This is a genomic window from Larkinella punicea (assembly GCF_003334855.1).
GTDB lineage: Bacteria > Bacteroidota > Bacteroidia > Cytophagales > Spirosomataceae > Larkinella > Larkinella punicea.
Map to the genome: position 1 here is coordinate 143,488 of NZ_QOWE01000005.1, position 22,470 is coordinate 165,957.

General features: G+C 55.3%; 18 protein-coding genes. 8 read left to right on the top strand and 10 right to left on the bottom strand.

The window, feature by feature from the left end; translation table 11 throughout:
- Positions 1 to 40 precede the first annotated feature (40 nt).
- From DUE52_RS07515 to DUE52_RS07550, 8 genes are all read left to right on the top strand, one after another.
- Positions 41 to 3,148 carry a SusC/RagA family TonB-linked outer membrane protein gene (locus tag DUE52_RS07515; protein WP_165840887.1) on the top strand — a complete coding sequence of 1,036 codons (3,108 nt, stop codon included), beginning with the start codon at positions 41 to 43 and terminating at the stop codon, positions 3,146 to 3,148.
- A gap of 13 nt (positions 3,149 to 3,161) precedes the next feature.
- Positions 3,162 to 4,685 carry a RagB/SusD family nutrient uptake outer membrane protein gene (locus DUE52_RS07520; RefSeq protein WP_114405372.1) on the top strand — a complete coding sequence of 508 codons (1,524 nt, stop codon included), beginning with the start codon at positions 3,162 to 3,164 and terminating at the stop codon, positions 4,683 to 4,685.
- A 36-nt stretch (positions 4,686 to 4,721) separates the two neighbouring features.
- Positions 4,722 to 7,034, top strand: a complete 2,313-nt coding sequence (locus DUE52_RS07525) for an alpha/beta hydrolase (RefSeq protein WP_114405373.1) — start codon at positions 4,722 to 4,724, stop codon at positions 7,032 to 7,034.
- Between the two features lie 42 nt (positions 7,035 to 7,076).
- Positions 7,077 to 8,456 carry a Gfo/Idh/MocA family protein gene (locus DUE52_RS07530; protein ID WP_114405374.1) on the top strand — a complete coding sequence of 460 codons (1,380 nt, stop codon included), beginning with the start codon at positions 7,077 to 7,079 and terminating at the stop codon, positions 8,454 to 8,456.
- 11 nt (positions 8,457 to 8,467) lie between these two features.
- On the top strand, positions 8,468 to 9,847 hold the full coding sequence (locus DUE52_RS07535; protein ID WP_114405375.1) for a sugar MFS transporter: 1,380 nt from the start codon (positions 8,468 to 8,470) through the stop codon (positions 9,845 to 9,847).
- Complete coding sequence (nagA, locus tag DUE52_RS07540; RefSeq protein WP_114405376.1) at positions 9,813 to 11,033, top strand: N-acetylglucosamine-6-phosphate deacetylase; 1,221 nt, start codon at positions 9,813 to 9,815, stop codon at positions 11,031 to 11,033. Before DUE52_RS07535 ends, nagA begins: the two co-directional genes overlap by 35 nt.
- 30 nt (positions 11,034 to 11,063) lie before the next feature.
- A complete protein-coding gene (locus tag DUE52_RS07545; protein WP_114405377.1) occupies positions 11,064 to 11,831 on the top strand; it encodes a glucosamine-6-phosphate deaminase in 768 nt (255 codons plus the stop codon).
- Between the two features lie 228 nt (positions 11,832 to 12,059).
- The gene (locus DUE52_RS07550; protein WP_114405378.1) at positions 12,060 to 13,118 is read left to right on the top strand and encodes a LacI family DNA-binding transcriptional regulator; all 1,059 of its coding nucleotides are present in this window, start codon (positions 12,060 to 12,062) and stop codon (positions 13,116 to 13,118) included.
- Between the two features lie 9 nt (positions 13,119 to 13,127).
- Here the strand turns inward: DUE52_RS07550 and DUE52_RS07555 are convergent, their stop codons facing one another.
- The 10 genes from DUE52_RS07555 to DUE52_RS07600 form a co-directional block, all read right to left on the bottom strand.
- On the bottom strand, positions 13,128 to 14,225 hold the full coding sequence (locus tag DUE52_RS07555) for a cytochrome-c peroxidase (RefSeq protein ID WP_114405379.1): 1,098 nt from the start codon (positions 14,223 to 14,225) through the stop codon (positions 13,128 to 13,130).
- Between the two features lie 274 nt (positions 14,226 to 14,499).
- Complete coding sequence (locus tag DUE52_RS07560; RefSeq protein WP_114405380.1) at positions 14,500 to 15,327, bottom strand: MbnP family protein; 828 nt, start codon at positions 15,325 to 15,327, stop codon at positions 14,500 to 14,502.
- Complete coding sequence (locus tag DUE52_RS07565) at positions 15,324 to 15,686, bottom strand: hypothetical protein (RefSeq protein WP_114405381.1); 363 nt, start codon at positions 15,684 to 15,686, stop codon at positions 15,324 to 15,326. The genes DUE52_RS07560 and DUE52_RS07565 overlap by 4 nt, the downstream gene beginning before the upstream one ends.
- Before the next feature lie 128 nt (positions 15,687 to 15,814).
- Positions 15,815 to 16,735, bottom strand: coding sequence for a hypothetical protein (locus DUE52_RS07570; RefSeq protein WP_114405382.1), 921 nt, complete (start codon positions 16,733 to 16,735; stop codon positions 15,815 to 15,817).
- 145 nt (positions 16,736 to 16,880) lie between these two features.
- Positions 16,881 to 17,894 carry a cytochrome-c peroxidase gene (locus tag DUE52_RS07575; RefSeq protein WP_229312093.1) on the bottom strand — a complete coding sequence of 338 codons (1,014 nt, stop codon included), beginning with the start codon at positions 17,892 to 17,894 and terminating at the stop codon, positions 16,881 to 16,883.
- Positions 17,895 to 17,980: 86 nt separating this feature from the next.
- Entirely contained in the window at positions 17,981 to 19,024 is a 1,044-nt protein-coding gene (locus DUE52_RS07580) for a cytochrome-c peroxidase (RefSeq protein WP_229312094.1), read from the bottom strand.
- Complete coding sequence (locus DUE52_RS07585) at positions 19,024 to 19,857, bottom strand: MbnP family protein (protein ID WP_114405384.1); 834 nt, start codon at positions 19,855 to 19,857, stop codon at positions 19,024 to 19,026. Before DUE52_RS07585 ends, DUE52_RS07580 begins: the two co-directional genes overlap by 1 nt.
- A gap of 187 nt (positions 19,858 to 20,044) precedes the next feature.
- The gene (locus DUE52_RS07590) at positions 20,045 to 20,425 is read right to left on the bottom strand and encodes a hypothetical protein (protein ID WP_310587790.1); all 381 of its coding nucleotides are present in this window, start codon (positions 20,423 to 20,425) and stop codon (positions 20,045 to 20,047) included.
- Positions 20,426 to 20,440: 15 nt separating this feature from the next.
- Entirely contained in the window at positions 20,441 to 21,247 is an 807-nt protein-coding gene (locus DUE52_RS07595) for an MbnP family protein (RefSeq protein ID WP_114405385.1), read from the bottom strand.
- 13 nt (positions 21,248 to 21,260) lie between these two features.
- Positions 21,261 to 22,457 carry a sialidase family protein gene (locus tag DUE52_RS07600; protein WP_114405386.1) on the bottom strand — a complete coding sequence of 399 codons (1,197 nt, stop codon included), beginning with the start codon at positions 22,455 to 22,457 and terminating at the stop codon, positions 21,261 to 21,263.
- Positions 22,458 to 22,470: the final 13 nt, after the last annotated feature.

The following is a 22,470-nucleotide window of genomic DNA, read 5'->3' on the forward strand; positions in this document are numbered from 1 at the left end:
GTTTATTTCCAGTTTTTCTCATGCTCAACTCCTTTACACTATGACAACTGCTCCCCAACGCCTGCGACGGCTCGTCTGGCAGGTAACCTGCCTCTGGTTGCTGGTTCTGCTGGCCAACCGGTCGGCAATGGCCCAAACTTCTACCCCAATTAAAGGCGTTATCCGGGATAACCTGGCTCAATCACCGCTGCCGGGTGCCAACGTGGCCATCAAAGGCACAACCCGGGGTGTTTCGACGGACGGCGACGGCAAGTACAGCATCGACGCCAAACCGAATGACGTGCTGGTATTTTCGTACATTGGCTACACCACGCAGGAGGTAAAAATCGAAGGGCAGACGACCATCGACGTGCTGCTGCAACAGGCGGCTTCTTCCCTCAACGAAGTAGTCGTAGTCGGTTACGGAACCCAGCTCAAGCGCGAACTGACCGGATCGGTTTCGTCCGTTAAAGCGGAAGAATTGCAAAAAGTAGCGACCAACAGCGTTACCTCGTCGCTACAGGGGCGTGTTCCGGGTGTTTTCATCAGCCAAACCAGCGGTGCCCCCGGCGGTGGCGCGTCTGTTCGGATTCGGGGCGTCGGGACAACGGGCGGCAACCAGCCGCTGTATGTGGTCGACGGTTTTCCGCTCGGTGGTGGTAATATGGGCATCAGCGGCAGTTCGGATCAGGTCGACGGTTTATCGATCATCAACCCGAACGACATCGAATCCGTTGAAATCCTGAAAGATGCTGCGGCTGCGGCCATTTACGGAGCGCGGGCCGCCAACGGCGTTATTCTGATCACGACCAAACGCGGAAAAGAAGGCCAGGCCAAAGTGAGCCTGAACGCGTATACCGGGATTCAGCAACTGTGGAAAAAGCCCGAATTTTTGAACGGGCAGGAATTTGCAACCTTAGCCAACGAACTGTATACCAACTCCGGCATGGCACCCAATCCGGAATGGGCCAACCCGGCTTCCTTCGGTCAGGGAACCGACTGGATCGGCGAAGTTTTCAGCAGTGCGCCGGTGCAAAACGTGGATCTCAGCATTTCGGGCGGCAGCCAGAAACTGAAAGGAGCACTGACCCTCGGCTACCGGGATCAGCAGGGAACGCTCATCGAAACCTGGTATAAACGCTACACCGCCCGGGCCACCGCCGACCTGATCGTGACGAACAAACTGAAGTTTGGCGGAACGATGGCCCTCACCTACTCACAGGCCAAGGGGCAGCAAAACCAGGATCTGCGGATCGGTATTTTCAACCTCGCCCAGCAGTTTTATCCGACCCTGGGCCCCAGCGCCGTGGTCAACGGATCGTCTGCCTATTACACGACCCAGGGCGACAACCCGCTGCTCCGGGCCAATTCCATCGAGAATTACCTCTACAACCTGCGCATCTACGGCAACATGTTCGGTGAATATGAGGTCATTAAGGGACTCAAATGGCGAACCAGCGTGGGCATCGACGCCAGCAACAACCGGTCGACCACCTGGGAACCGAAAGCCGAACGCGGTCACTACCGCAACCTGCAGGCCCGGTTGGGCAACACGTTTACGCAGGGACTGAACTGGCTGGTTGAAAACACGCTCTCCTATTCCACGGATGTGGGAGCGCACCGCATCAGCGCCGTCGTGGGGCAAACCGCCCAGAAAAACGTCTCGGACTGGGTTTCCGTAACGGCGCTGGACTTCCAGAATGAGCAATTGCAGGTCATCAACGGCAGCAACGATACGCAGCGCCGGGCGAGCGGCACCGGGTCGCTTTATTCGCTGGCATCCTATCTGGGTCGGGTCAATTATTCGTACAAAGAGCGGTATTTGCTCTCGGTCAGCATGCGACGCGACGGTTCGTCCAACTTCGGGCCGAAGCACAAGTGGGGGAATTTCCCATCGGTTTCCGCCGGCTGGAACCTGTCGGACGAAGCGTTTATGAAAGGCATTCAGGCCATTAACTCGCTGAAACTGCGCGGAAGCTGGGGGCAGTTGGGGAACGACGCCATCGGCTCTTTCGGCTATCTGAGCACGATCCAGATCGGAACCGTCAACGACAACTACGTGCTGGGCACCAATCAGGGGCTGGTCATCGGAGCCAGCATGTCGCGGCCCGGCAACCCCAACCTGAAGTGGGAAATCAGCGAACAAACCAACTTCGGGATCGATGCATCGTTCTTCAACGACCGGCTGTATCTGACGACGGATTATTACGTCAAAAACACCAAAGACATGCTGGTGAGTCTGCCGGTTTCGGTGGAAGCCGGTTTCCAGAATGCGCCCTCCGTCAACGGCGGCAAGGTTCAAAACCGGGGCTGGGAGTTTTTGCTCGGCTACCGGGGTAAGGTCGGCCAGTTCCGGTATGACGTCAATACGAACATCTCGACGCTCAAAAACGAAGTCAAAAGCCTGGGCGTCGGCCAGCCGATCACGGGAGCGACGGTATCCAGCTATTTCGACATGCGGGCGACCTACACCGAAGTGGGGCAACCAATCGGGTATTACCGTGGCTACCAGGTCGATGGCATTTATCAAACCAACGAGGAGGTCAACAAAGTCCTGCAACCCAACGCCAAAGCGGGTGACTTCCGGTTTCGGGATATCAACGGCGACAACCAGTTGACGGATCAGGATCAGGTGCGGATCGGAAGTCCGTGGCCAACGCTGATGTATGGCGCCAACGCCGATCTGTCGTACAAAGGCTTTGATCTGAACATCATCGTGCAGGGCATCGGCGGCAGCCAGATTTACAACGCCAACCGCCGGTCGGTGTATCCGCTGAAGTATTTTGGGGGATCGGGCGTCATCAACGGTGTGAAGGACGTACTGAACCGCTGGACACCCGGCAGTGGCCGCAATGACGTACCCCGGTTGCAGTATACCGATGCCAACGGAAATTTCGGAAACAGCTCGACGTTTTACGTCGAAGACGGCGATTACCTCCGGATTCGGAACGTCACGCTGGGCTACCGGATTCCGGCATCGCTGCTGTCCAGAACCCGGGCGTTCCAGGGTGCGCGCGTGTACGTATCGGCCCAGAACCTGTTCACGTTCACGAAATATTCGGGTTTTGATCCCGAAATCGGCAGCCTGAATCCGTTGCAGGCCGGGATCGACGATGGCGTTTATCCGCAACCCCGGACGTTCATGGCGGGTATCAATCTGAACTTTTAATCCAACCGAACTCATGCGCAAGTATATCAACTACCTGGCCCTCACCGGTTTTTTGCTGACGGCCACCGCGTGCAGTGATTCGTTTCTGACACTGACGCCCAAGGATGTTTTGACCGATGCCAATTTCTTCCTGACCGAATCGGACGCCCAGGCGGCTCTGATTGGCACCTATGCGGTTTTGCAACGCGAGGAAACGTTTACGAACGTCCGCGATGCCGCCGATATTGAGTGGGCGATGTCGGGCGATATGTACGAAATGGACGGCAGTGCCAACCGGATCGAACTGCACTCGCTAAACCTGCCGTCGAGCAACACCATCATCCGGGACGTTTATCAGGCGGCTTATCAGGGCATTGGCCGGGCCAACCTGGTAATCGACGGAGCGACCAAAATGAGTGGCATCAACCCGGCCAATCAGGCCCTCATTCTGGGTCAGGCGCGGTTTCTGCGGGCGTTGTTCTATTACCGGCTCGTCAATTACTTCGGCGGAGTACCGCTGATTACCGAAAAACTGGATGCGTCTTCCAACCTCGCCATTCCGCGGGCCACGGCGGCCGAAACCTGGAAACAGATCGAAACCGACTTGCTGGAAGCCGCCAAGGCGCTGCCAACGGCCTGGACCGGAACCGCCGATGTGGGCCGGGCCACCAAAGGAGCCGCTCTGGGCTATCTGGTGAAAGCCAGCCTGTGGCAGCAAAAATGGGCTGATGCCGTCAAATACAGCGAAGAGCTAATCGCCACCGGCGCCTACGACCTGATTCCCAACTTCCGGGATGTATTTCGCGAAAGCAACGAAAACAACAAGGAGATTCTGTTCTCGACCCAATTCCGGGTTTCCCCGGATGCGGAAGGCAACAACCTCGTGAAGCGGACGGCCCCGCGCGGATCGCCGTCGCAATACAGCGGAAGTGCCGCCTGGAGTAACTTCGTTCCGCAACCGCAATGGGTGAATGCTTTTGAAAAAGAGGCCGGTGGCAAAATCAAGGACAAACGCTACTGGAGCGTCATCATAGGGCCGGGCGAAGCGCATCAGGACATGCCCGCGTTTGTGATGCCGAAAGACGTACCGGCGGGTTGGTCCCGAACGGGCTACATCGTCACCAAATACTGGGAAGGCCCCGCGCTGACCAACTCAGGCATCAACCCGCCCATTCTGCGGTTTGCCGAAGCCCTGCTCAATTACGCCGAAGCCCTCAACGAAGTGGGTCGCTCGCAGGACGCCATGCAGCAGGTCAACCGCATCCGGGTGCGGGCCGGTCTGGCGGCCAAACCGGCAACGCTGAACAAAGCGGAGGTGCTGGATGCCATTTTCTACGAACGACGCATGGAATTCATCTGGGAACCGGCGGGGGCGTTCTCGGATCTCAACCGTCGCGGTCGCTTCATTGACTTTATCAAGGCCAACCGCCCCAACATCAAGGACCTGGAAATTGACAAAAAACCGTGGCTGAGCACCGTCCCCATTCTGTTCCCCATCCCGCGCGATGCCTGGAACCGGAACAAGGCCCTGGAGCAAAATCCACATTATACCTTTTAAGTGGGTAAAGCCCGTTCGTCAAACCCTTTCTCAACCATGCGGTATTTGCTTCGCCTGATTTTGATCCTTCTGTTAACCGGCCCGCTGGCAACCTCGCTTTGGGCGCAGGCTGACCTGGCCCGGCGGAAACAGTATCTGGAAGAATCTCTGCGGCTGAATGTGCAGCAGGATCACCGGCATCCGATCAGCCGGCGGGTGACGTTTCAGGACAGCACCTGGCTGGATTGGCAACGGCGAACGGGCGAATTACCCCCCGATTTTTCAACACTCCCGTCCGTGCCGTTTCTGCCCGACCCGCTGATTTCGGGTACGACCGGCAAACGCATCCAAACCGCAGCCGACTGGTCGCAGGAACGGAACCGGATCAGGCGGGAATTTCAGCACTGGATCAGCGGAACCGTCCCCCCGGCTCCTGCTTCCGTGAACCCCCGGATTCTTTCCGACCGCTACGAAGGGGCCGTTCGGATTCAATGGATCGAGTTGTCGTTTGGTCCCGAAAACCGCGCCCGCATGACGCTGGAACTGATGATTCCGCCGGGAAAAGGATCGCTACCAGTTTACATGACGCCCGTAACGCACCGGGGCTGGGCGCAACTGGCTGTCAAGCGCGGCTACATCGGCTGCGTGTATGCCGGGGCGGATACGCAGGACGACACCCAGGCCTATCAGGCTCTTTACCCCGACTATGACTTCACCGGTTTGATGCGCCGGGCCTGGGGCGCTTCGCGGGTAGTGGATTATCTGGTTACGCGAGACGAAGTCAATCCGGCCCAGATCGCCATTACGGGTCATTCGCGCAATGGCAAGCAGGCGTTGTGGGCGGCTGCGTTCGACGAGCGGTTTGCGGCTGTCATTTCCAGCAGTTGCGGAACGGGCGGCATCACGCCCTGGCGGTTTAGCGACCCGCAATACGGCAACCAGACCATCGACGACATTTGCGCCAACGCAGCCCACTGGTTTCACCCGCGTCTGCGGTTTTTCTTCGGGCGGGAAGACCGGCTACCCATCGACCAAAACCAGCTTCTGGCCCTGATCGCCCCGCGCAGTTTGCTACTCACCTACTCGACGGTGGAACGGCAGTTGAATCCCTGGGCAAATGAGCAATGTTACCAGTCTGCAAAAACCGTCTATGATTTTCTGGGTTCACCGGCGAAGATTGGCCTGCTTCCCCGCATGGGCGAACATGCCGTGACGACCCGGGATGTGGAACGTTGCCTGGATTTTCTGGACAACCAGTTCAAACGAAAAACCGCCCGCTGGGAAAACGTCCGGTATTGCGATTTTTCCTATGTAAACTGGCTCCGGACGACTAAAACTGTACGTCCCTCCTGGCCCGCGATCCGCCTGAACGAAGCCAAAGATACCCTTGCGCTGGGTCGCCGGAAGCAAGCCATTCGGGCGCGTCTCAACTGGTTGCTGGGGGATGAACCCGCTGGCGTGAAACCCAATCCCGTAGCCCCCACCACCATCGACCGCGTCGACTGGATCGACGGCATCACGGGGCGGCCCAAACCCAAACGGGCAACGATTACCTATCTGGGGCCGTATACCGCCATGGGCGATCACCTGAGCGGCACCCTGTACCAGCCGGATGGCCCGTTGAATCCAGGCAAAAAAAGACCCGTTGTCATTTACCTCCATTCCTACAATTACAATACCGGCTACGCCGTTGGCTACAAACCCGAGGGCGGGCGGGGTAATGAAGTGCTGTTTCAGGAGATCCTGGATCAGGGCTTTGCGGTTTTGGCCATCGACTTACTGGGATTCGGAAACCGCCTGGAAGAAGGCACCTACTTTTACGAGCGTTTCCCGGGCTGGTCCAAAATGGGCAAAATGGTGAGCGATGTCCGCGCGTGCGTCGATGCACTTGAGCAATACGAAGGCCTTGACAACCAGCAGATTTATGTACTGGGTGAAACCATCGGCGGCCGCGTTGCCCTGATGGCTGCTGCGCTCGATCAACGGATCGCCGGAGTAGCCGTTGTGGCTGCGTTTTCGCCCTGGCGGACGAGTACGAAGCAGTATGAAAGCCTGAAAAATGACGCTTACCAGCACGGTTTTTTGCCCCGGCTGGGCTTATTTGCCGAAAACCCGCAACAGGCACCGGTCGATTATGACGAAATCATGGCCTGCATTGCCCCGCGTCCGCTGCTGGTGATCGCGCCCAGCCTGAACCGTCATGCCGATCCGTCGGCGGTGCAGTCGGCAATGGATCGGGTCAAAACCGTCTACGGTATTTACCAGAAGACCAGTGCCTTGCAGTTTCAGGCCCCGCCGGAAATCAACCGGATCACCGCGCCCATGCGGGCGGACCTTACACGGTTTTTGATACAATCCGACAAGCAGTAAAATCAATACAGGCAACCCTTTTTCAACTTAATAGTGAGTATAATGAGCCAATCGAAACTAAAAACAGAAAACACAGCCGGTTCGCCGTCGCGGAGGACCTTTCTGGGTCAGACGCTGGCGGGAACCGCGGCTTTATCGCTGGGCGGTATGCTCCCCGGTTTTAGTCCCAAAAGTTACGCCCGGATTCTGGGGGCCAACGAACGCATTCAGGTGGGCATGATGGGCGTCAACAGTCGCGGACTGGCGCTGGCGACCAATTTTGCCCTGCAACCCAACTGCGAAATCCGGTCGGTTTCGGACGTGGACACCCGCGCGGCCGACAAGTGCATCACCACCGTGGAAGGCATTCAGAAATCCAAACCCAAAGCCGTTCCTGATTTTCGGAAAGCACTGGAAGACAAGGACCTGGATGCGCTGGTGGTGGCCGCGCCGGATCACTGGCACGCGCCAGCCGCCATTCTGGCGTCGAAAGCCGGAAAACACGTGTATCTGGAAAAACCGTGTAGCCACAATCCCAACGAGGGCGAGATTCTGGTAGCGGCTGCTAAAAAGTACAAAAACGTGATTCAGATGGGCAACCAGCGCCGGTCGTGGCCCAACGTGGCCGCCGGGGTCAAGGCGGTTCGGGATGGCGTGATCGGTCGGGCGTATTTTGCCAAAGGCTGGTATACCAACAACCGTCCGTCCATCGGTGTCGGGAAAGAAGCGGCCGTTCCGTCGTGGCTGAACTACGATCTGTGGCAGGGACCCGCGCCCCGTATGGCGTTCAAAGACAATCTGTTGCACTACAACTGGCACTGGTTCTGGCACTGGGGAACGGGCGAAGCCCTCAACAACGGCACGCACATGCTGGACCTGATGCGCTGGGGCCTCGACGTTGAATACCCCAACCGGGTGACCTCCTCGGGCGGGCGGTATCGTTACAAAGACGACTGGGAAACGCCGGACACGCAGGTGATCAACCTCGAATTTCCGAACAATACCGGCATGACGTGGGAAGGCCGGAGTTGCAACGGACGCACCATCGAAGGCAGCAGCGTCGGCGTTATTTTCTACGGCGATACCGGCTCGTTGCAGATCGACGGGGGCAATGCCTACCGGATTTACGATCTGGAAAACAAGCTGGTGAAGGAGGTCAAGAACGACGTCGTCATCAACGCCCGCGACCGCATGAACCCCTCGCAGGTGCTGGACGCGATTCACATCCAGAATTTCTTTGATGGCATCAAAAAAGGAACGGCTTTGAATGCCGATATTTTGAGTGGTCACCAGAGTACGCTGCTTTGTCAGTTGGGCAACATTGCCCTGCGGTCGGGCGGAACGCTGGAAATTGACCCGACTAACGGCCACATCAAAAATAACCGCCAGGCGCAGCAGTACTGGAAGCGCGACTACCAGCGGGGCTGGGAACCCACCGTTTAGACCACAATCGCATGAAAAACCAAACCAAGACGGTTGACGTAGGGTCGCTGAGCCAGCGGGATACGCGGATTTCCATTGCCCTGATCGGGTTGCTTTTCTTTGTTTTCGGGTTTGTGACCTGGGTCAACGCCATCCTGATTCCGTATTTCAAGATTGCCTGCGAACTCACGAACTTCCAGTCGTATCTGGTCACCTTCGCGTTTTACATCTCCTATTTCGTGATGTCGGTGCCGTCGTCGTATCTGCTCAAAGCCACCGGTTTTAAGAAGGGCATGATGATCGGTTTCTGGATCATGGCGCTGGGCGCGTTCATTTTCGTCCCCGCAGCCCTGACGCGAACCTACGAGATTTTCCTGCTGGGGCTGTTCATGATCGGCGTCGGGCTGGCGGTTTTGCAAACGGCGGCCAATCCCTACATCACGGTTTTGGGACCGAAAGAACGGGCCGCCCAGCGCATCAGCATCATGGGCATCGGTAACAAGGGCGCCGGTATTTTGGCCCCGATTCTGTTTGCCGCGGTGATTCTGCGGGCCACCGATACCGACCTGTTCAGCCAGTTGCCGGGCATGTCGCCCATCGAAAAAGCCCAGGCTTTGGACGAGTTGGTTCGGCGCGTGATTGTTCCGTATACGGTGATGGGCTTCGTGTTGATCGGACTGGGCATTCTGGTTCGCTACTCGCCCTTGCCCGAAATCAATACCGAACAGGAAACCACCGAAGTAGCGGCTGCTAATTCCGGGAAAACGTCGGTTCTTCAGTTTCCGCACCTGGTGCTGGGCGCGATCGCCATTTTTCTGCACGTCGGCACACAGGTCATTTCCATCGACACCATCATCGGTTACGCCAGTTCGATGGGCATTTCGCTGCTGGAAGCCAAAACGTTTCCGTCGTATACGCTCTTTGCCGCCATCTGCGGGTATCTGCTGGGCATCATCCTGATTCCCAAACGCATTAGTCAGGTCAACGTATTCAGAATCTGCACGTTGCTGGGGCTGGCGTTCACGCTATTGATTATCTTCGCGAAAAGCAGCGTCGTGTTTCTGGGTCATCAGGCCGACGTTTCCATCTGGTTTATCGTGTTGCTGGGGCTGGCCAACTCGCTGGTCTGGGCCAGCATCTGGCCCCTGGCGCTCGACGGTTTGGGGCGGTTTACGAAAGTGGGGGCAGCGTTGCTGATCATGGGTCTGAGCGGCAATGCCATTCTGCCGTTGGTTTACGGGTATCTCGCTGATCAATACGGACTGCGGGAAGCCTATTGGGTTCTGTTTCCCTGCTACTTATATTTGGCTTATTATGCCTTTTACGGTCACCGCATTCGCCGGTGGCGGATTTCGGGGGCGGCTAAAACACCTGTTCATGAACAACACTGGCAACGCACCACAACGGATTAAGGTTACCAACGCCCGGATTCTGACCCCCTACCGGATCATTCCCCACGGAACGATCCTGATTACGGGAAAAACCATCACGGAAATCAGCGAACGCGACATCGACGTCCCCGACGCGCTGGAACTGGACGCCGGGGGAGCGTATGTGTCGCCCGGTTTTATCGACCTGCACGTCCACGGCGGGGGTGGGCACGACTTTATGGACGGCAGCGAGGAAGCCTTTCTGCGCATCGCCGAACTCCACGCCCAATACGGCACCACCGCGATGGTGCCGACGACCCTGACCAGTACGCGCGAGGAGTTGTTCAACACGCTGGAGATTTACGAAAAAGCCAACGCCCGCAACACGTCGGGCGCCCGGTTTCTGGGTATGCACCTCGAAGGCCCGTATTTTGCTATGAGCCAGCGGGGTGCGCAGGACCCGCGCTACATTCGCGATCCCGACCCGGACGAATATGAGGAAGTGCTGGCGCGTTCGTCGTCCGTGACCCGCTGGAGTGCCGCGCCCGAACTCAAGGGAGCGCTGAAATTTGGGCAATTCCTGCGCTCGAAAGGCGTTCTGGCGGCTGTTGCGCATACCGATGCGGTGTATGAGGAAGTGCTGGCGGCCGTCGAAAACGGTTATTCCTTAGCCACGCACCTGTACAGCGCGATGTCGGGTGTTACCCGCCGGAACAGCTTTCGGTATGCCGGGGTGATCGAAAGTGCGTATTTGCTGGATCAGATGGACGTGGAACTTATTGCCGATGGTGTTCATTTACCGGCTCCACTGCTCAAACTGGCCTACAAAATCAAGGGGGCAGAACGAACCGCCCTGATCACGGACGCCATGCGGGCCGCGGGGATGCCGCCCGGCAACAGCATTCTGGGCAGCCTCCACAACGGAACCGAGGTGATTGTGGAGGACGGCGTGGCCAAAATGCCGGATCGTCAGGCTTTTGCGGGAAGCGTCGCCACCGCCGACCGGCTGGTGCGCACGATGATCAATCTGGCGGAAATTCCGCTGCTCGACACCATCCGCATGATCAGCAGCACCCCGGCCCGGATCATGGGCGTTGCCGATCGGAAAGGCATTCTGGCACCGGGGAAGGACGCGGATCTGGTGTTTTTTGATGCCGATATTTCAATACAACTGACGATGGTTGAAGGGCGGATTGTCTACCAGCGTGAAAGCATCCCCGTCTTTTAAACCCTATACGAAGAAAATACCATCATCCGAATGATTAGCCAATCGAATACCAACCAACTTGATTTTCGCCGGTTCGACAACCGGAACCAACTGGGCGACAGTGCCGCACAAGCCGTGGGCAACTGCCTGCGAAGCCTGCTTGCCCAACAGGATACGGTTTCCGTGATTTTTGCCGCAGCCCCGTCGCAGGAAGAATTTCTGGCGGCTTTGTGCCAGGAAGAAGCCATCGACTGGAGCCGGATTCACGCCTTTCACATGGACGAATACGTCCAGTTGGCCGATGAGGCTCCGCAGCGTTTCGGCAACTTTCTGAAAGAACGGATTTTCGACCGGGTGCCTTTCCAAACCGTCAACTACCTGAACGGCAACGCCCCGGACCTGGTGGCTGAATGCCAGCGATACAGCGATCTCCTGAAGCAACAGGCCGTCGATGTGGTTTGCATGGGCATTGGTGAAAACTGCCACATCGCCTTCAACGACCCCCACGTCGCCGATTTCAACGACCCGGTTTTGGTCAAAGTCGTCGATCTGGACCAGGCCTGCCGCCAGCAACAGGTGAATGATGACTGCTTTACGGTTTTTGAAGATGTTCCGACGCACGCCCTGACGCTGACGGTTCCGGCGCTGATGCAGGCCCCCCACGTTTTTTGCATGGTTCCGGGCGTCAACAAAGCGCAGGCCGTCTACCACACGCTGCATTCGCCGGTCAGCGAGCAGTATCCTTCTACCATTCTGCGGCTGCACGAAGACGCGATTTTGTTTGTCGACACCGACAGTGCCTCCCGCTTACCCCAATGAATTTGATCGTTGTCGCCCCTATCTCACGGGATGCGGGCGACAACTTCTACGCGAATGCTCCTGCTGCTTGTCAGAAAAAACCGCTTATTTCCCCTGACTTATGATCCTATTTGTTGTGGCATAAAGCAAAAAAAGTATCTTTCGGTGAAAGAGTGAGAGAAAGGAAAGAGAAACGTATTCCGGCCCGCTGGCGGTTTGCGACTTTTTGCCTGTTCGGAGAGCCAATACATGAAAAAGAAAGAACTTCAGGGTGTTAAGGAAATTGCCCGCCGGGCCAACGTCACCATTGCTACGGTAGACCGCGTTATTCACAACCGAACCGGTGTTTCGGACAAAACACGCGAGAAAATCAACAAAATCATCGAGGAACTGAATTACCAGCCCAACATGCTGGCCCGCCGTCTGGCGTCCGGCAAAATCATCAAGCTGGCGGTTTTGATTCCTTCGGCCACCGAAGAAACCGAATTCTGGGATGCGCCTTTGCGGGGCATTCAGCGGGCCAACACCGAAATCAGTCAGTACGGATTACAGGTCGACCTGTTCTTTTTTGACCTCAGCGACCAGCAATCGTTCGTTAAACAGGCCAACGCCATCCTGGAATCCTCGGCCGACGGCATTGTGTTGGCGCCGATGTTCATCAACGAAGCCCGGGAATTTACCGCGACCTGCGACACCAAAGGCATTCCGTATGTCTTCATCGACTCAACCATTCCCGATCAGAAAAACCTTTCGTATATTGGCCCGCCCCTCTTTCAGAGCGGTTATCTGGCCGGCAAATTAAGCACGTACGCGCTCCGGGAAAATAGTCAATTGCTGGTGGTCAACATTGCTACGGCCATTGATAGTTACACCTACAAAGAGACCGAAGAAGGTTTCAGGGCGTATTTTGCCGAACACCACAAGTCGTATCCCATCCTGCGGGTCGATAGTCACCAGACCGACGAGCAATCCGTTTTCCGGAACCTCCAGCCGCTGTTCGAGGCCAATCCGGCCATCGACGTGCTGTTCGTAACCAACTCCCGGTCTTTTCTGGTGGCGCGTTTTCTGGAAAAATTAAATCTGAAGCAAAAACCGCTGCTGATCGGATATGACCTGATCAAGGAGAACGCCAAATACCTCGACAATGGCCTGATCGACTTCCTGATCTGCCACCAACCCGAGGACCAGGGCTACCGGAGCATCATGACGTTGTATCAGCTTCTGATTTTTTCAAAATCCATCGAGAAGGAGCAATACATGCCGATCGACATTGTGATGCGGGAAAACCAGGCGTTTTACCGAAATTAACCGCGCCTTTCAATCCGGCTGAAAACGGCGGTCGCGGATGTATTCGTCATCGGTCAGCGTTCGCAGGAATGCCAGCAGGTCCGCCTTGTCGGTGGTGGTCAGGGCAATACCGGGTTTGCCACTTTTTTTCAGCAACGGATCAAGTTGGGGCGTATCCTGCACATCGTTGATGTAGTGTTCCAGCACCTGTTCCAGCGTCTGAAAACGTCCGTCGTGCATGTAGGGCGAGGTACGCTCGACATTCCGCAAACTCGGCACCCGGAATTTGTTATAGTCATCCAGGTTTAACGTGATCTGATACCGGCCTAGATCGAAGTCTTTACTATTGGCGAGTTGCATCCGCAAACCGTTGTTGCGGAAACTCTGGTCGGTGAACAATTCACCAGTGTGGCAACCCGAGCAATTCGCTTTGAACAACGCCAAGCCCCGCAGCTCCGATTCGGTCAGTGAAGCGCCGGTTTCTTTCCGGGAATACTTGTCGTATTTGGAGTTGGCCGAAACCATTGTCAGCATAAACTGCGACAGGGCTTTCAAAAACCGCTCCGTCGTTACCTCCTCCGTTCCGAAAGCCGCTTTGAACAGGGCCGGATACTGGCCGCTGGCCCGGATTTTCTTCAGCACATTGGCCAGTGAATCGCCCATTTCGACGGGATTTTGAATGGGGGCGATGGGCAGCAAATCCAGATCGACAATACCGCCATCCCAGAAAAAAGCCCGCGTCCAGGCCACGTTCTGAATACCGGGAACGTTGCGGGTGCCAATTTTATCACCGATACCGTGGCTCAGGGCGTGATCGTTATGCGCAAAACCCGAAAACGACTGGTGGCAAAACGCACACGTAATGGCCCCGTCGCGCGACAGGATTCCGTCGTAGAACAATGTTTTTCCCAACGCAACGCCTTCGACCGTCAGCGGATTTTTGGTAAAATCATAGTGCGGATCGTCAAAATTGGCCGGTTTTTTCCAGTTGTACGGCGTCGCCTTGAACTCGACGGGTTTGGGTTCCGGCTCAACCGGGCCGTCCTTTCCCGAGTCGTTCTGACAGCCGACCGCGAAACCGTAAAAAACGATTGCCGCCAGGATTCCAACATGTTGCCAACGCGTCATTTCTATCTACTTCAGCTTTACTTGCTTGTCTGAATACAAATTAGGACTTACGCTTTTGCCCCGTTCCCCTAAAGGCCGGGCGGCCGGTGCCGGACTTGTACGCAAAATTATCCGGATGCTAAAAGTCCGGCACCGGCCGCCCGGCCTTTAGGGGAACGGGGCAAAAAAGTGTAAGCTCTGACAAATTTACTACAATAAAACGTACGGAAGAATGTAAACGTATGGCGGGTGATGATTAACCCGCCATCCATTTACGATTGAAAAACCGGCAGACTTAATCGGTTTTTATGGTTGCAATCTGAAACATCCGGGCGTAGTTGTCGGCCACACCGGACGACAGCGAAGACACCATAATATCCGCATTCACGGCAATACGGAGCTTCATCGACCCTTCGAACACCTTGAGCACATCCGCCTGAATCGTCACCTTCGGAACGACTCCGTTTTCGGTCACCCGGACGGTTGTTGCTCCAAAGGGTAAAGCGATTGTCCTTAAATTATTGATGGTTTTAGTCCGATAACCGCCGAAAAGGCCGATGTGATACAGGAAAACCTTGCCACTGGCTGTCACCGGAGCCTGTGGGGAAGTCCCTTCCATTTTGAAATGAATGTAACCGGAATTCCAGTCCCAGTACATGCCGCCGGTCATGCCACCGGACGGGTCCAGAACCCCCGTTCGTTTGCTGACGTCCATCGTGTTGCGCAGGCTATCCACGCCAATCAGGTACGAAACTTCCGTATAATTGCCGACTGGAATATTTTTCAGCATAATGCGCTGCGAAGCCGGTTCGGCCTCTTTCACCAGAAAATAACTACTGTCCTGCGGAATCACATACGCCGACCCATCCGCCCGTTTCAGCCGGATGTTCGTAACGTAATAATTCAGGGTTGTTACTTTGAACAATTCGCCACCGGCGTTGGTGTAGTTTTCCGTATTGAGTTGTAAATCAGTGTTCCCCACCACATTGTCGAAGGCGAGTTGGAGCGATCCTGTCGGCCCCGGCTGAGGGTCCGGATTGTCGTGATGGCATGACCAGAAAATGCCGGTAAACAGACCTAGCCATCCAACGGCTGTCAGGGTGATTTTTCGGATTTTTCTCATTCTTTCAGGTAGTTTTCGGCATCGGTGAGACTCCGGCGCATCAGGCGGTTCAGGTTGCTTACTTTCCCTTGCTGGATTTTCAGGTAGTCGAGCGCCTTTTCCTGATCCAGTTGTTTGAGCGTGTCGCCTTTGTACTGGTGCATCCAGTCCATCATCACCTCATCAGCCTCTTTAAGCTGCCGCAGAACCTGCTCCCCTTTTTCCCTGGATGGCGTAACGCTCTTCTCCACTTTAACGGATACTTCTTCCTGCATACGCATCAAGTCATTCATTTGGAGCATCAGGCTGTCGTGTACGGCCAGAACCTGTTTCTCCAGCTCCGCAACAGGGCCTGTCGTCTGTCCGGAGTCCGAAACCATGTGGTGATGATGGTCGTCAGGTTGCTTTTTGGATTGACAGGATCCGAGAAGCCCAACCAGAAAACACAAAATTGAAAGTTTGATTTTACAAATCATTGATAATCAGATTTTAGATAATAAAAAAATCATCAAAACGTTCTCGCCAGATGAACCCCAACCCGGCTGTGGGCCTGTACCAATCCTTCGGAAATCCGCTGACTGACTGGTATCTGGGCATTCACTCCCATCATCCAGTTCCCCCGGTAAATATCCAGTCCAACGGTTCCGGCCAGCATATACCCGCCCGTTTCCGCTACGATGCCGGCGTAATCCCGGTCTTTGTGCGCCAGTTCGCCGTAGAAACCCGCACTCGGCATGATCGCAACATCCAGCTTTTCCCATTGCTGCACATAAAAACCGGTGATGGAGCTATTGAGCCGGTTGCCAAACCGGTAGTCGTTGGCATTCGTGCCGGTCAGACGGCCCGTTGCATCCGCATTCATCCCCCATTTGTCGATGCGCAGCGTATAAATGGCGTTGAAAACCGCATCGTAAGCGCCGGTCCCTGCCTGAAAATTCGGATTAGCCACCTGCGCACCATCGTACTGGTTGTAGCGGTATTCGCCCGTCGCGAGCTTGGTGCCGCCACCCACCAGCAGCGTTTGTTTCACCACCCGGCCACTGTCGCTCATCCGGGTTTTGTCGAGCAGTTTGTAATTGACCAAAACCGTCGCGTCGCCAATTCCCTGGTGTCGCCGGACGTCCGGCCCCTGAGTTTGCTTGTTGATCTGGTAAGGTAACATCGCCAGCACCTGAATCCGGGGATGGGGATAAAACCGTCCCCAGAGGTCGATGGCCCGGAATTCCTCCCGCGAATCGTAGATCGTTCCGGCGTGGTGAAGCGTCAGCCGGGTGTCGTAGCTTTGGGTGCGGTAGCGCAGACCCACGAAGTGCTTTTGAAATTGGGGCAATACGCCCAGATAAAAGCTGGAGCCGGAACACCCGCACACTTCACAGGCCGAGGCCAGAGTCGGACTAAGCAGGAAAATCAGTAAAAAAAGCTTTTTCATAAAGTGGATTGTTAGAATACATTGACTAATCATCACAAGCCTTTCGTTATTGCCCCTAATCCCCTGAAGGGGACTTTTAGCATCCGGAGTAGCGCGCTTCCAAGTCCCCTTCAGGGGATTAGGGGCAATAACGAAAGGCCTATAATCAATTCGGAATAAACTGCCGATCGGTGATAAACTGCTGATCGGTAAGTGTTTTGAGGAAAGCAATGATCTGCTTTTTCTCCGGTTCGGTGAGAGCAACTCCCAGAACACCACCGGTTTTCAGGCGCGAATCGAGCGTCGGGCTATCTTTCACACCCTGGCTGTAGTGATCCAGCACCTGCTCCAGCGACCAGAACCGCCCGTCGTGCATGTACGGCAACGAGCGTTCAATGTTGCGCAGACTGGGTACCAGAAACTTCAGCCGGTCGGTTTCTTTTTTAGTCCCCTCAAAACGCCCCTGATCGTTGATTTCACTGACCGGCAAACCGTTGTTGTGATACCTCTGATCCGTGAACAACTCGCCCTGGTGACAACCCGAACACTGCTTTTTGAACAGTGCAAGCCCCGCCAGTTCATCCGCCGATAAGTCACCGCCCGGTTCTTTCCGGACGTATTTGTCATACCGGGAATTGGCCGAAACCATCGTCAGCATAAACTGCGACAAGGCTTTGAGAAAGTTCTCCTGCGTAATCTGCCCGGTTCCGAACGCTTCTTTAAAACGCGCCGGATAGCTCGAACTCCGGCGCACCTTGTCCAGCACATTGCCCAGATGCTCGCCCATTTCCAGCGGATTCTGAATCGGGCTGATGGCCAATGTATCCAGATCCGTGATGCTGCCATCCCAGAAAAAAGCCGTGCTCCAGGCCACATTTTGCAGATTCCGCACGTTGCGGGTGCCAATTTTATCGTCGATGCCGTGGCTGAGCGAATGGTCGGCATGGGCAAAAGCCGAATACTGCTGGTGGCAAAACCCGCAGGCAATCCGGCCATCGCGCGAGAGCGCGCCATCGAAGAACAGCATCTTCCCCAATGCCACGCCTTTTTGGGTCATCGGATTTTTCGAGAAATCGTAAACCGGTTCGGGAAAATTCGCCGGTTTTCGCCAGTCATATGGCGTTGGGTCATACACGCCGGTGGCTTCCGGACCGGGATCTTTGCCCGATTGGCAGGCCATCACGATTCCCAAAAAGAGTATACTGCTAATTAGTCCAAAAAATCGGTTTTCTATCATCTTGCGAAAGCGAATCGGGTGCGTTTTCGTTAGGGCCGGTAAGCCCGGTTGGTGACAAATTGCGGGTCTGTCAACGTGTTCAGAAACGCCAGAAGCGCTTTTTTATCAGTGGTTGCCAACCTGAAACCGCCCGCTGGTAATCGGGCGTCCAGGGTCGGCGATGTTTTAATTCGGTCTGAATAATGATCCAGCACATCCTCCAGCGTGTCCATGCGCCCATCGTGCATATACGGAGCCGTCAGGGCCACATTGCGCAGCGTGGGGGTGCGGTATTTTCCCCGGTCAGCCGGATCGAACTTCACCCGCTCCCGACCCAGTCCTTCGCCGTCGCCCTCGTCCGAAAAAACCAGGTCCAGGCCGTTGTTGTGGTATTGGTTATCCGTAAACAAGTCCGTTGCATGACAGCCCGCGCAGTGTTGCTGATATAGTTGATGCCCCCGTTGTTCTTCATCGCTGAGAACACCGCCCTCCTTGCGAACCCACTGATCATACCGGGAATCGGCCGAAACCAGCGTCCGCTGAAACTGCGCCAGTGCCTTTGCAATCGTTGCGTAATGGATGGCTTCGCCGGGGAAAGCCTGCTCGAACTGGGTTTTGTAGGCCGGGACGGTTTTTAGGTAATTGGCTAAAACGACCAGATCGTGGCCCATTTCGTCGCGGTTTGTCAGTGGCCCCAACACCTGGGATTCCAGATTTTTAGAACCGCCATCCCAAAACAGGCCATTGGTTGCCCAGGCCAGATTCATCAAAACCGGGCTGTGCCGAAGCAAAGGCCGACCCGAAACGCCCAGCGCCGAAACCCGAACACCGTCGGAAAAAGCTTTGGCTGGATCGTGGCAGGAGGCACAGGACACTTTTCCGTTGGCAGAAAGTTGCGGATCGTAGAACAGTTGCCGACCCAGTTTCACCCCCGCCGTCGTCGCTGGATTATCCGACGACGACGGCAGTGGCGGAAAATTGGCGGGTTCCCGCACCAGCAGTGGCGTCTCGGGTGTCGGCACAGGATCGTCCGGCGGAGAACAGGCGACCATTCCCAGCGTTATCAATCCCGCAAAAATTCCCCGTCGATTCATTATTGACTAATGCGGGCGGTTTTGGCATTTACGAACGAAACCGGGTAGTTTCCGGCGAGTTTGCTCATCATGCTGGCCGTTCCGGCATTGATGTGGTAAGTTTTGTCGGTCGTGTTCAGTTTGGCATCCCGGGCAATCACAATACCGTCCAGAACCTTGGCAACATCAGCCTGCAACGTCATCTGCCCTTTCATCGAACCGTCGACAACCAGTGGCGTGGCAAACGTCTGCGAGATAGTTTTGTAATTGACGTTCGTACCGGTTTCCAGCAGGAAAGGGCTGGCGGCTCCGGCCACGTCAACGGTTCCGCCCAGTTTGGTGAAGATGTAGCTGGTGTGCCACATCCAGCTCACATTCGTCATGTTTTGCAGGATATTCAGCTCGCCAGCGGCCAGGGTCAGGTTGTCGTTGTATTTGGGATCGACGCCGATGCCAAACTTGACACCGGTATATTCCCCCGCCGGAACACCCGTCAGGTTCACCACCTCCCGTTTGCCGGCTGTCAGGGTAAACGTACCATCCTGAATGGCTTCATCCTTCCCCAGATACTGCATGAGGTAATAGGAATTCGGCACTTCATACACGGAACCGTCTTTTTTGGTCAGTTCCACTTTGCTAACCCAAAACCGGAGCTGATCGAAGGTTACTTTTTCGTTTCCGGCCGTAGTGTAGGCCTTGCCCAATTCAAACGCTGCGGAGCCATACAGGGCTTCGATTTTCAAATCGACCGCCCCGGAGCCAGCCGGTTCCGGGGTCGTGGTGGACGAATCATTGGTGCAGGCCATAAAAAGCACAGCCACACTGACTATCAGAGATAAAGAACGGAAGTTCATACGAAATTCGAATAAGGATTAAAAAGTGCTGATTTGGAGTAAACGAAAGGAATTGAAGCAAAACCGGCGGGTCATCATCTTCCCGGCAACGTAAAAAAGTTGCTGGAAGAGCAGGCAGACTCTTTCTGAGTAACCGAAAGAAAACGATTAGCTGGTTTGTGAAAATATGCCGGTTTGCTTCGGAATGTTACAGACGGGGCGGCTGTAGTAAATCAGCGAGGGGAGCCGAATAGGCTGGTAATTGATAACTAAACGTAACTTTTGTGGGCAAAACCGTCAACTCCGGCAGGAAATCGAACCGGAGGAAAGGGGGCGTGTATAGCTGAAGGACAGGTATATTCTGTACCCGTTCGGTGGTCTGTTGATCCTGTTTTTCCTGTTGTGCCTTCAACCGCCGGGCCAGATAGCATTGTCCGTCGCAATGAAGCTCCGGCCGATCCCGGTTTTCGCACAGCACCCGGGCAATGTACTCCTTGTTGAGCTGGAAATACGCAATCGTTCCCCACTGACTGAATGTCGGCAGCAGAACGGCGCATAACCAGCTATACAAAAGGAGATTTCGGATCATACTTGTACCAAATACTTAATCAACCTGAACCGTACCGATGCTGAACATCGTGGCGTAATTATTCGCAACATTTTTCGAAGAATCCGATACCATAATCGTCGGTAAAGCCGCAATGCTGAGCGGCTTTACCCCGTCGAACACCTTCAGCACATCCGCCTTTATCTGAATACCGGTTTTTCCATTGACAATCACGTGGGCGGGCTGCGTACCCAGGGCTAACTGAATGGTTTTGAGATTATTGACGGTTTTGGTTTGGTACCCACCGAACAAGCCGATGTGGTAGACAAAATTCCGTTTTCCCGTCGCATCGACCGGCGCTTTGGCCGACGTTCCTTCCAGTTTCAGGAAAATATAACCCGAATTCCAGTCCCAATACATCCCGGCAGCCGCACCACCGGGGTCGAGTGCGCCGGTTCGTTTCCCGATATCCATCGTATTCCGCAGACTATCCACGCCCACCACAAAGTTGATGCTGGTGTAGTCGCCCACCGGAACGTTGCGGAGCAGAACCGTCCGGGAGGCCGGGTTGCTCTGCGACGTCAAAAAATAACTGCTGTCCTGCGGAACGACGTATTCCGACCCATCGGCTTTTTTTAGCTTGATGTTGCTGATGAAATACGTAAACCGGGACACGGTAAACGGTTCTCCGCTGCCGTTGATGTAGGTCGTTGAATCCAGTTTCAATTCCTGCGCACCGACTACGTTATCAAATCTCAGTTGAACCGTTCCGTATTCCGGTTCCAGGGGGTCATTGTGGCAGGCAACCAGAACGGTCAAAAAGAGAAATAAACTCATACCGGAAGCGAGAAAGGTGTTTTTCATACTGAACGTTGCATTACATTGATTCAATCCATCTACTTACGATAACGCTGTTTTGCTGGTCTTTCTTCTGTTCATAGGCGACTAAAAGACCTTTTTTTGTGGCCAGAACCACCGGAAAAGCCGCATTGACATCGGTTGGCGTAAGGTAGGTGATGGGGGAAGCCGTGCCGCCGGACACCTTCCGCATCCCGATTCGGGAGATAAACCGACTTTCGCCAGCCGCATTTTTCACCTCCATCGACTCGTCCCAAACCCAGATCAGTTGCCCGTTGAGCGACGCGATCTGCGGATGTTTCGTTCGCACGGAGACGATCCCCGAAACCAGTTGCGTTGCTCCCAGCCGGGCCAGCTTGATACCAGGTGTTTTTTCTCCCCCCGAAAACCAGGTCACGAACAGCTCATTGCCAACCTGTGCCACATCGGGGCCGGTATGCGGGCAGGCGTTCACTTTCCACTGATCATCATACACCACTTTCGGGCTGGTAAAGGTACGGCCGCCATCGGTCGAAACCGCGTGGCTGATGTCGCGCGCACCGTTGTCCAACAAATCCCGGTAGGCGATGTGAATCTGGTTTTTCGTGTCGATAAAGACGTTGGTGCGGCAGCACTGGCAGGCATTGTCGTCCACCAGCACCTCTTTCCCAAAACCGCCACCCGGCACCGTTTGGGCGAATTTTACGGTTCGGCCTTCCTTGTTGGCGGTTTTTTCGTCGAGCCACGCAATTCCGATTTCGCCGTTGGGCAGGCGGTTCAGGTTGCTGAACGAATGGCCTTTCCCCGGCGTGGTATCGCGGTGAACGGCTTTGGGTTCGGTCCAGGTTTGGCCGCCGTCTGCCGAGGTAACGTACAGCACATCACCGGCGCGGGGAGCTTCGGCGGTTGGTCGGGACACTTCGAAGGTCGCCAGCACGGTTCCGTCTTTTTTAAACGCCACTTTGGGCATTCCTTCGGCGTGGGTCGAAAAAACCGCCGGCGACTTGATCCGGATTTTCTCACCGAACGTCCGCCCGCCGTCGTCCGACACGGAATAGTAAAAAGCGACTTTTTCGCCTTCTTTTTCCGTCCAGCTCAACACCGGGTGATTCCGGTGGTCGGTGGTCAGCCGGGGCGTCGATCCCACAAACTGGGGATTCGAAAGCCGGATTTCTTTGGCGGGTCGCTCGGCAAATCCAAACAGTAGAATTGCGGCAATCAGGATGCTGTTTTTCATGGTCAATACGGTA

Excerpts from the sequence above, each read along its gene's own strand:
- DUE52_RS07515 (WP_165840887.1), top strand. The coding sequence starts at position 41 with ATGACAACTGCTCCCCAACGCCTGCGACGGCTCGTCTGGCAGGTAACC.
- DUE52_RS07520 (WP_114405372.1), top strand. The coding sequence starts at position 3,162 with ATGCGCAAGTATATCAACTACCTGGCCCTCACCGGTTTTTTGCTGACG.
- DUE52_RS07525 (WP_114405373.1), top strand. The coding sequence starts at position 4,722 with ATGCGGTATTTGCTTCGCCTGATTTTGATCCTTCTGTTAACCGGCCCG.
- DUE52_RS07530 (WP_114405374.1), top strand. The coding sequence starts at position 7,077 with ATGAGCCAATCGAAACTAAAAACAGAAAACACAGCCGGTTCGCCGTCG.
- DUE52_RS07535 (WP_114405375.1), top strand. The coding sequence starts at position 8,468 with ATGAAAAACCAAACCAAGACGGTTGACGTAGGGTCGCTGAGCCAGCGG.
- nagA (WP_114405376.1), top strand. The coding sequence starts at position 9,813 with ATGAACAACACTGGCAACGCACCACAACGGATTAAGGTTACCAACGCC.
- DUE52_RS07545 (WP_114405377.1), top strand. The coding sequence starts at position 11,064 with ATGATTAGCCAATCGAATACCAACCAACTTGATTTTCGCCGGTTCGAC.
- DUE52_RS07550 (WP_114405378.1), top strand. The coding sequence starts at position 12,060 with ATGAAAAAGAAAGAACTTCAGGGTGTTAAGGAAATTGCCCGCCGGGCC.
- DUE52_RS07555 (WP_114405379.1), bottom strand. The coding sequence starts at position 14,225 with ATGACGCGTTGGCAACATGTTGGAATCCTGGCGGCAATCGTTTTTTAC.
- DUE52_RS07560 (WP_114405380.1), bottom strand. The coding sequence starts at position 15,327 with ATGAGAAAAATCCGAAAAATCACCCTGACAGCCGTTGGATGGCTAGGT.
- DUE52_RS07565 (WP_114405381.1), bottom strand. The coding sequence starts at position 15,686 with ATGGTTTCGGACTCCGGACAGACGACAGGCCCTGTTGCGGAGCTGGAG.
- DUE52_RS07570 (WP_114405382.1), bottom strand. The coding sequence starts at position 16,735 with ATGAAAAAGCTTTTTTTACTGATTTTCCTGCTTAGTCCGACTCTGGCC.
- DUE52_RS07575 (WP_229312093.1), bottom strand. The coding sequence starts at position 17,894 with ATGGCCTGCCAATCGGGCAAAGATCCCGGTCCGGAAGCCACCGGCGTG.
- DUE52_RS07580 (WP_229312094.1), bottom strand. The coding sequence starts at position 19,024 with ATGAATCGACGGGGAATTTTTGCGGGATTGATAACGCTGGGAATGGTC.
- DUE52_RS07585 (WP_114405384.1), bottom strand. The coding sequence starts at position 19,857 with ATGAACTTCCGTTCTTTATCTCTGATAGTCAGTGTGGCTGTGCTTTTT.
- DUE52_RS07590 (WP_310587790.1), bottom strand. The coding sequence starts at position 20,425 with ATGATCCGAAATCTCCTTTTGTATAGCTGGTTATGCGCCGTTCTGCTG.
- DUE52_RS07595 (WP_114405385.1), bottom strand. The coding sequence starts at position 21,247 with ATGAAAAACACCTTTCTCGCTTCCGGTATGAGTTTATTTCTCTTTTTG.
- DUE52_RS07600 (WP_114405386.1), bottom strand. The coding sequence starts at position 22,457 with ATGAAAAACAGCATCCTGATTGCCGCAATTCTACTGTTTGGATTTGCC.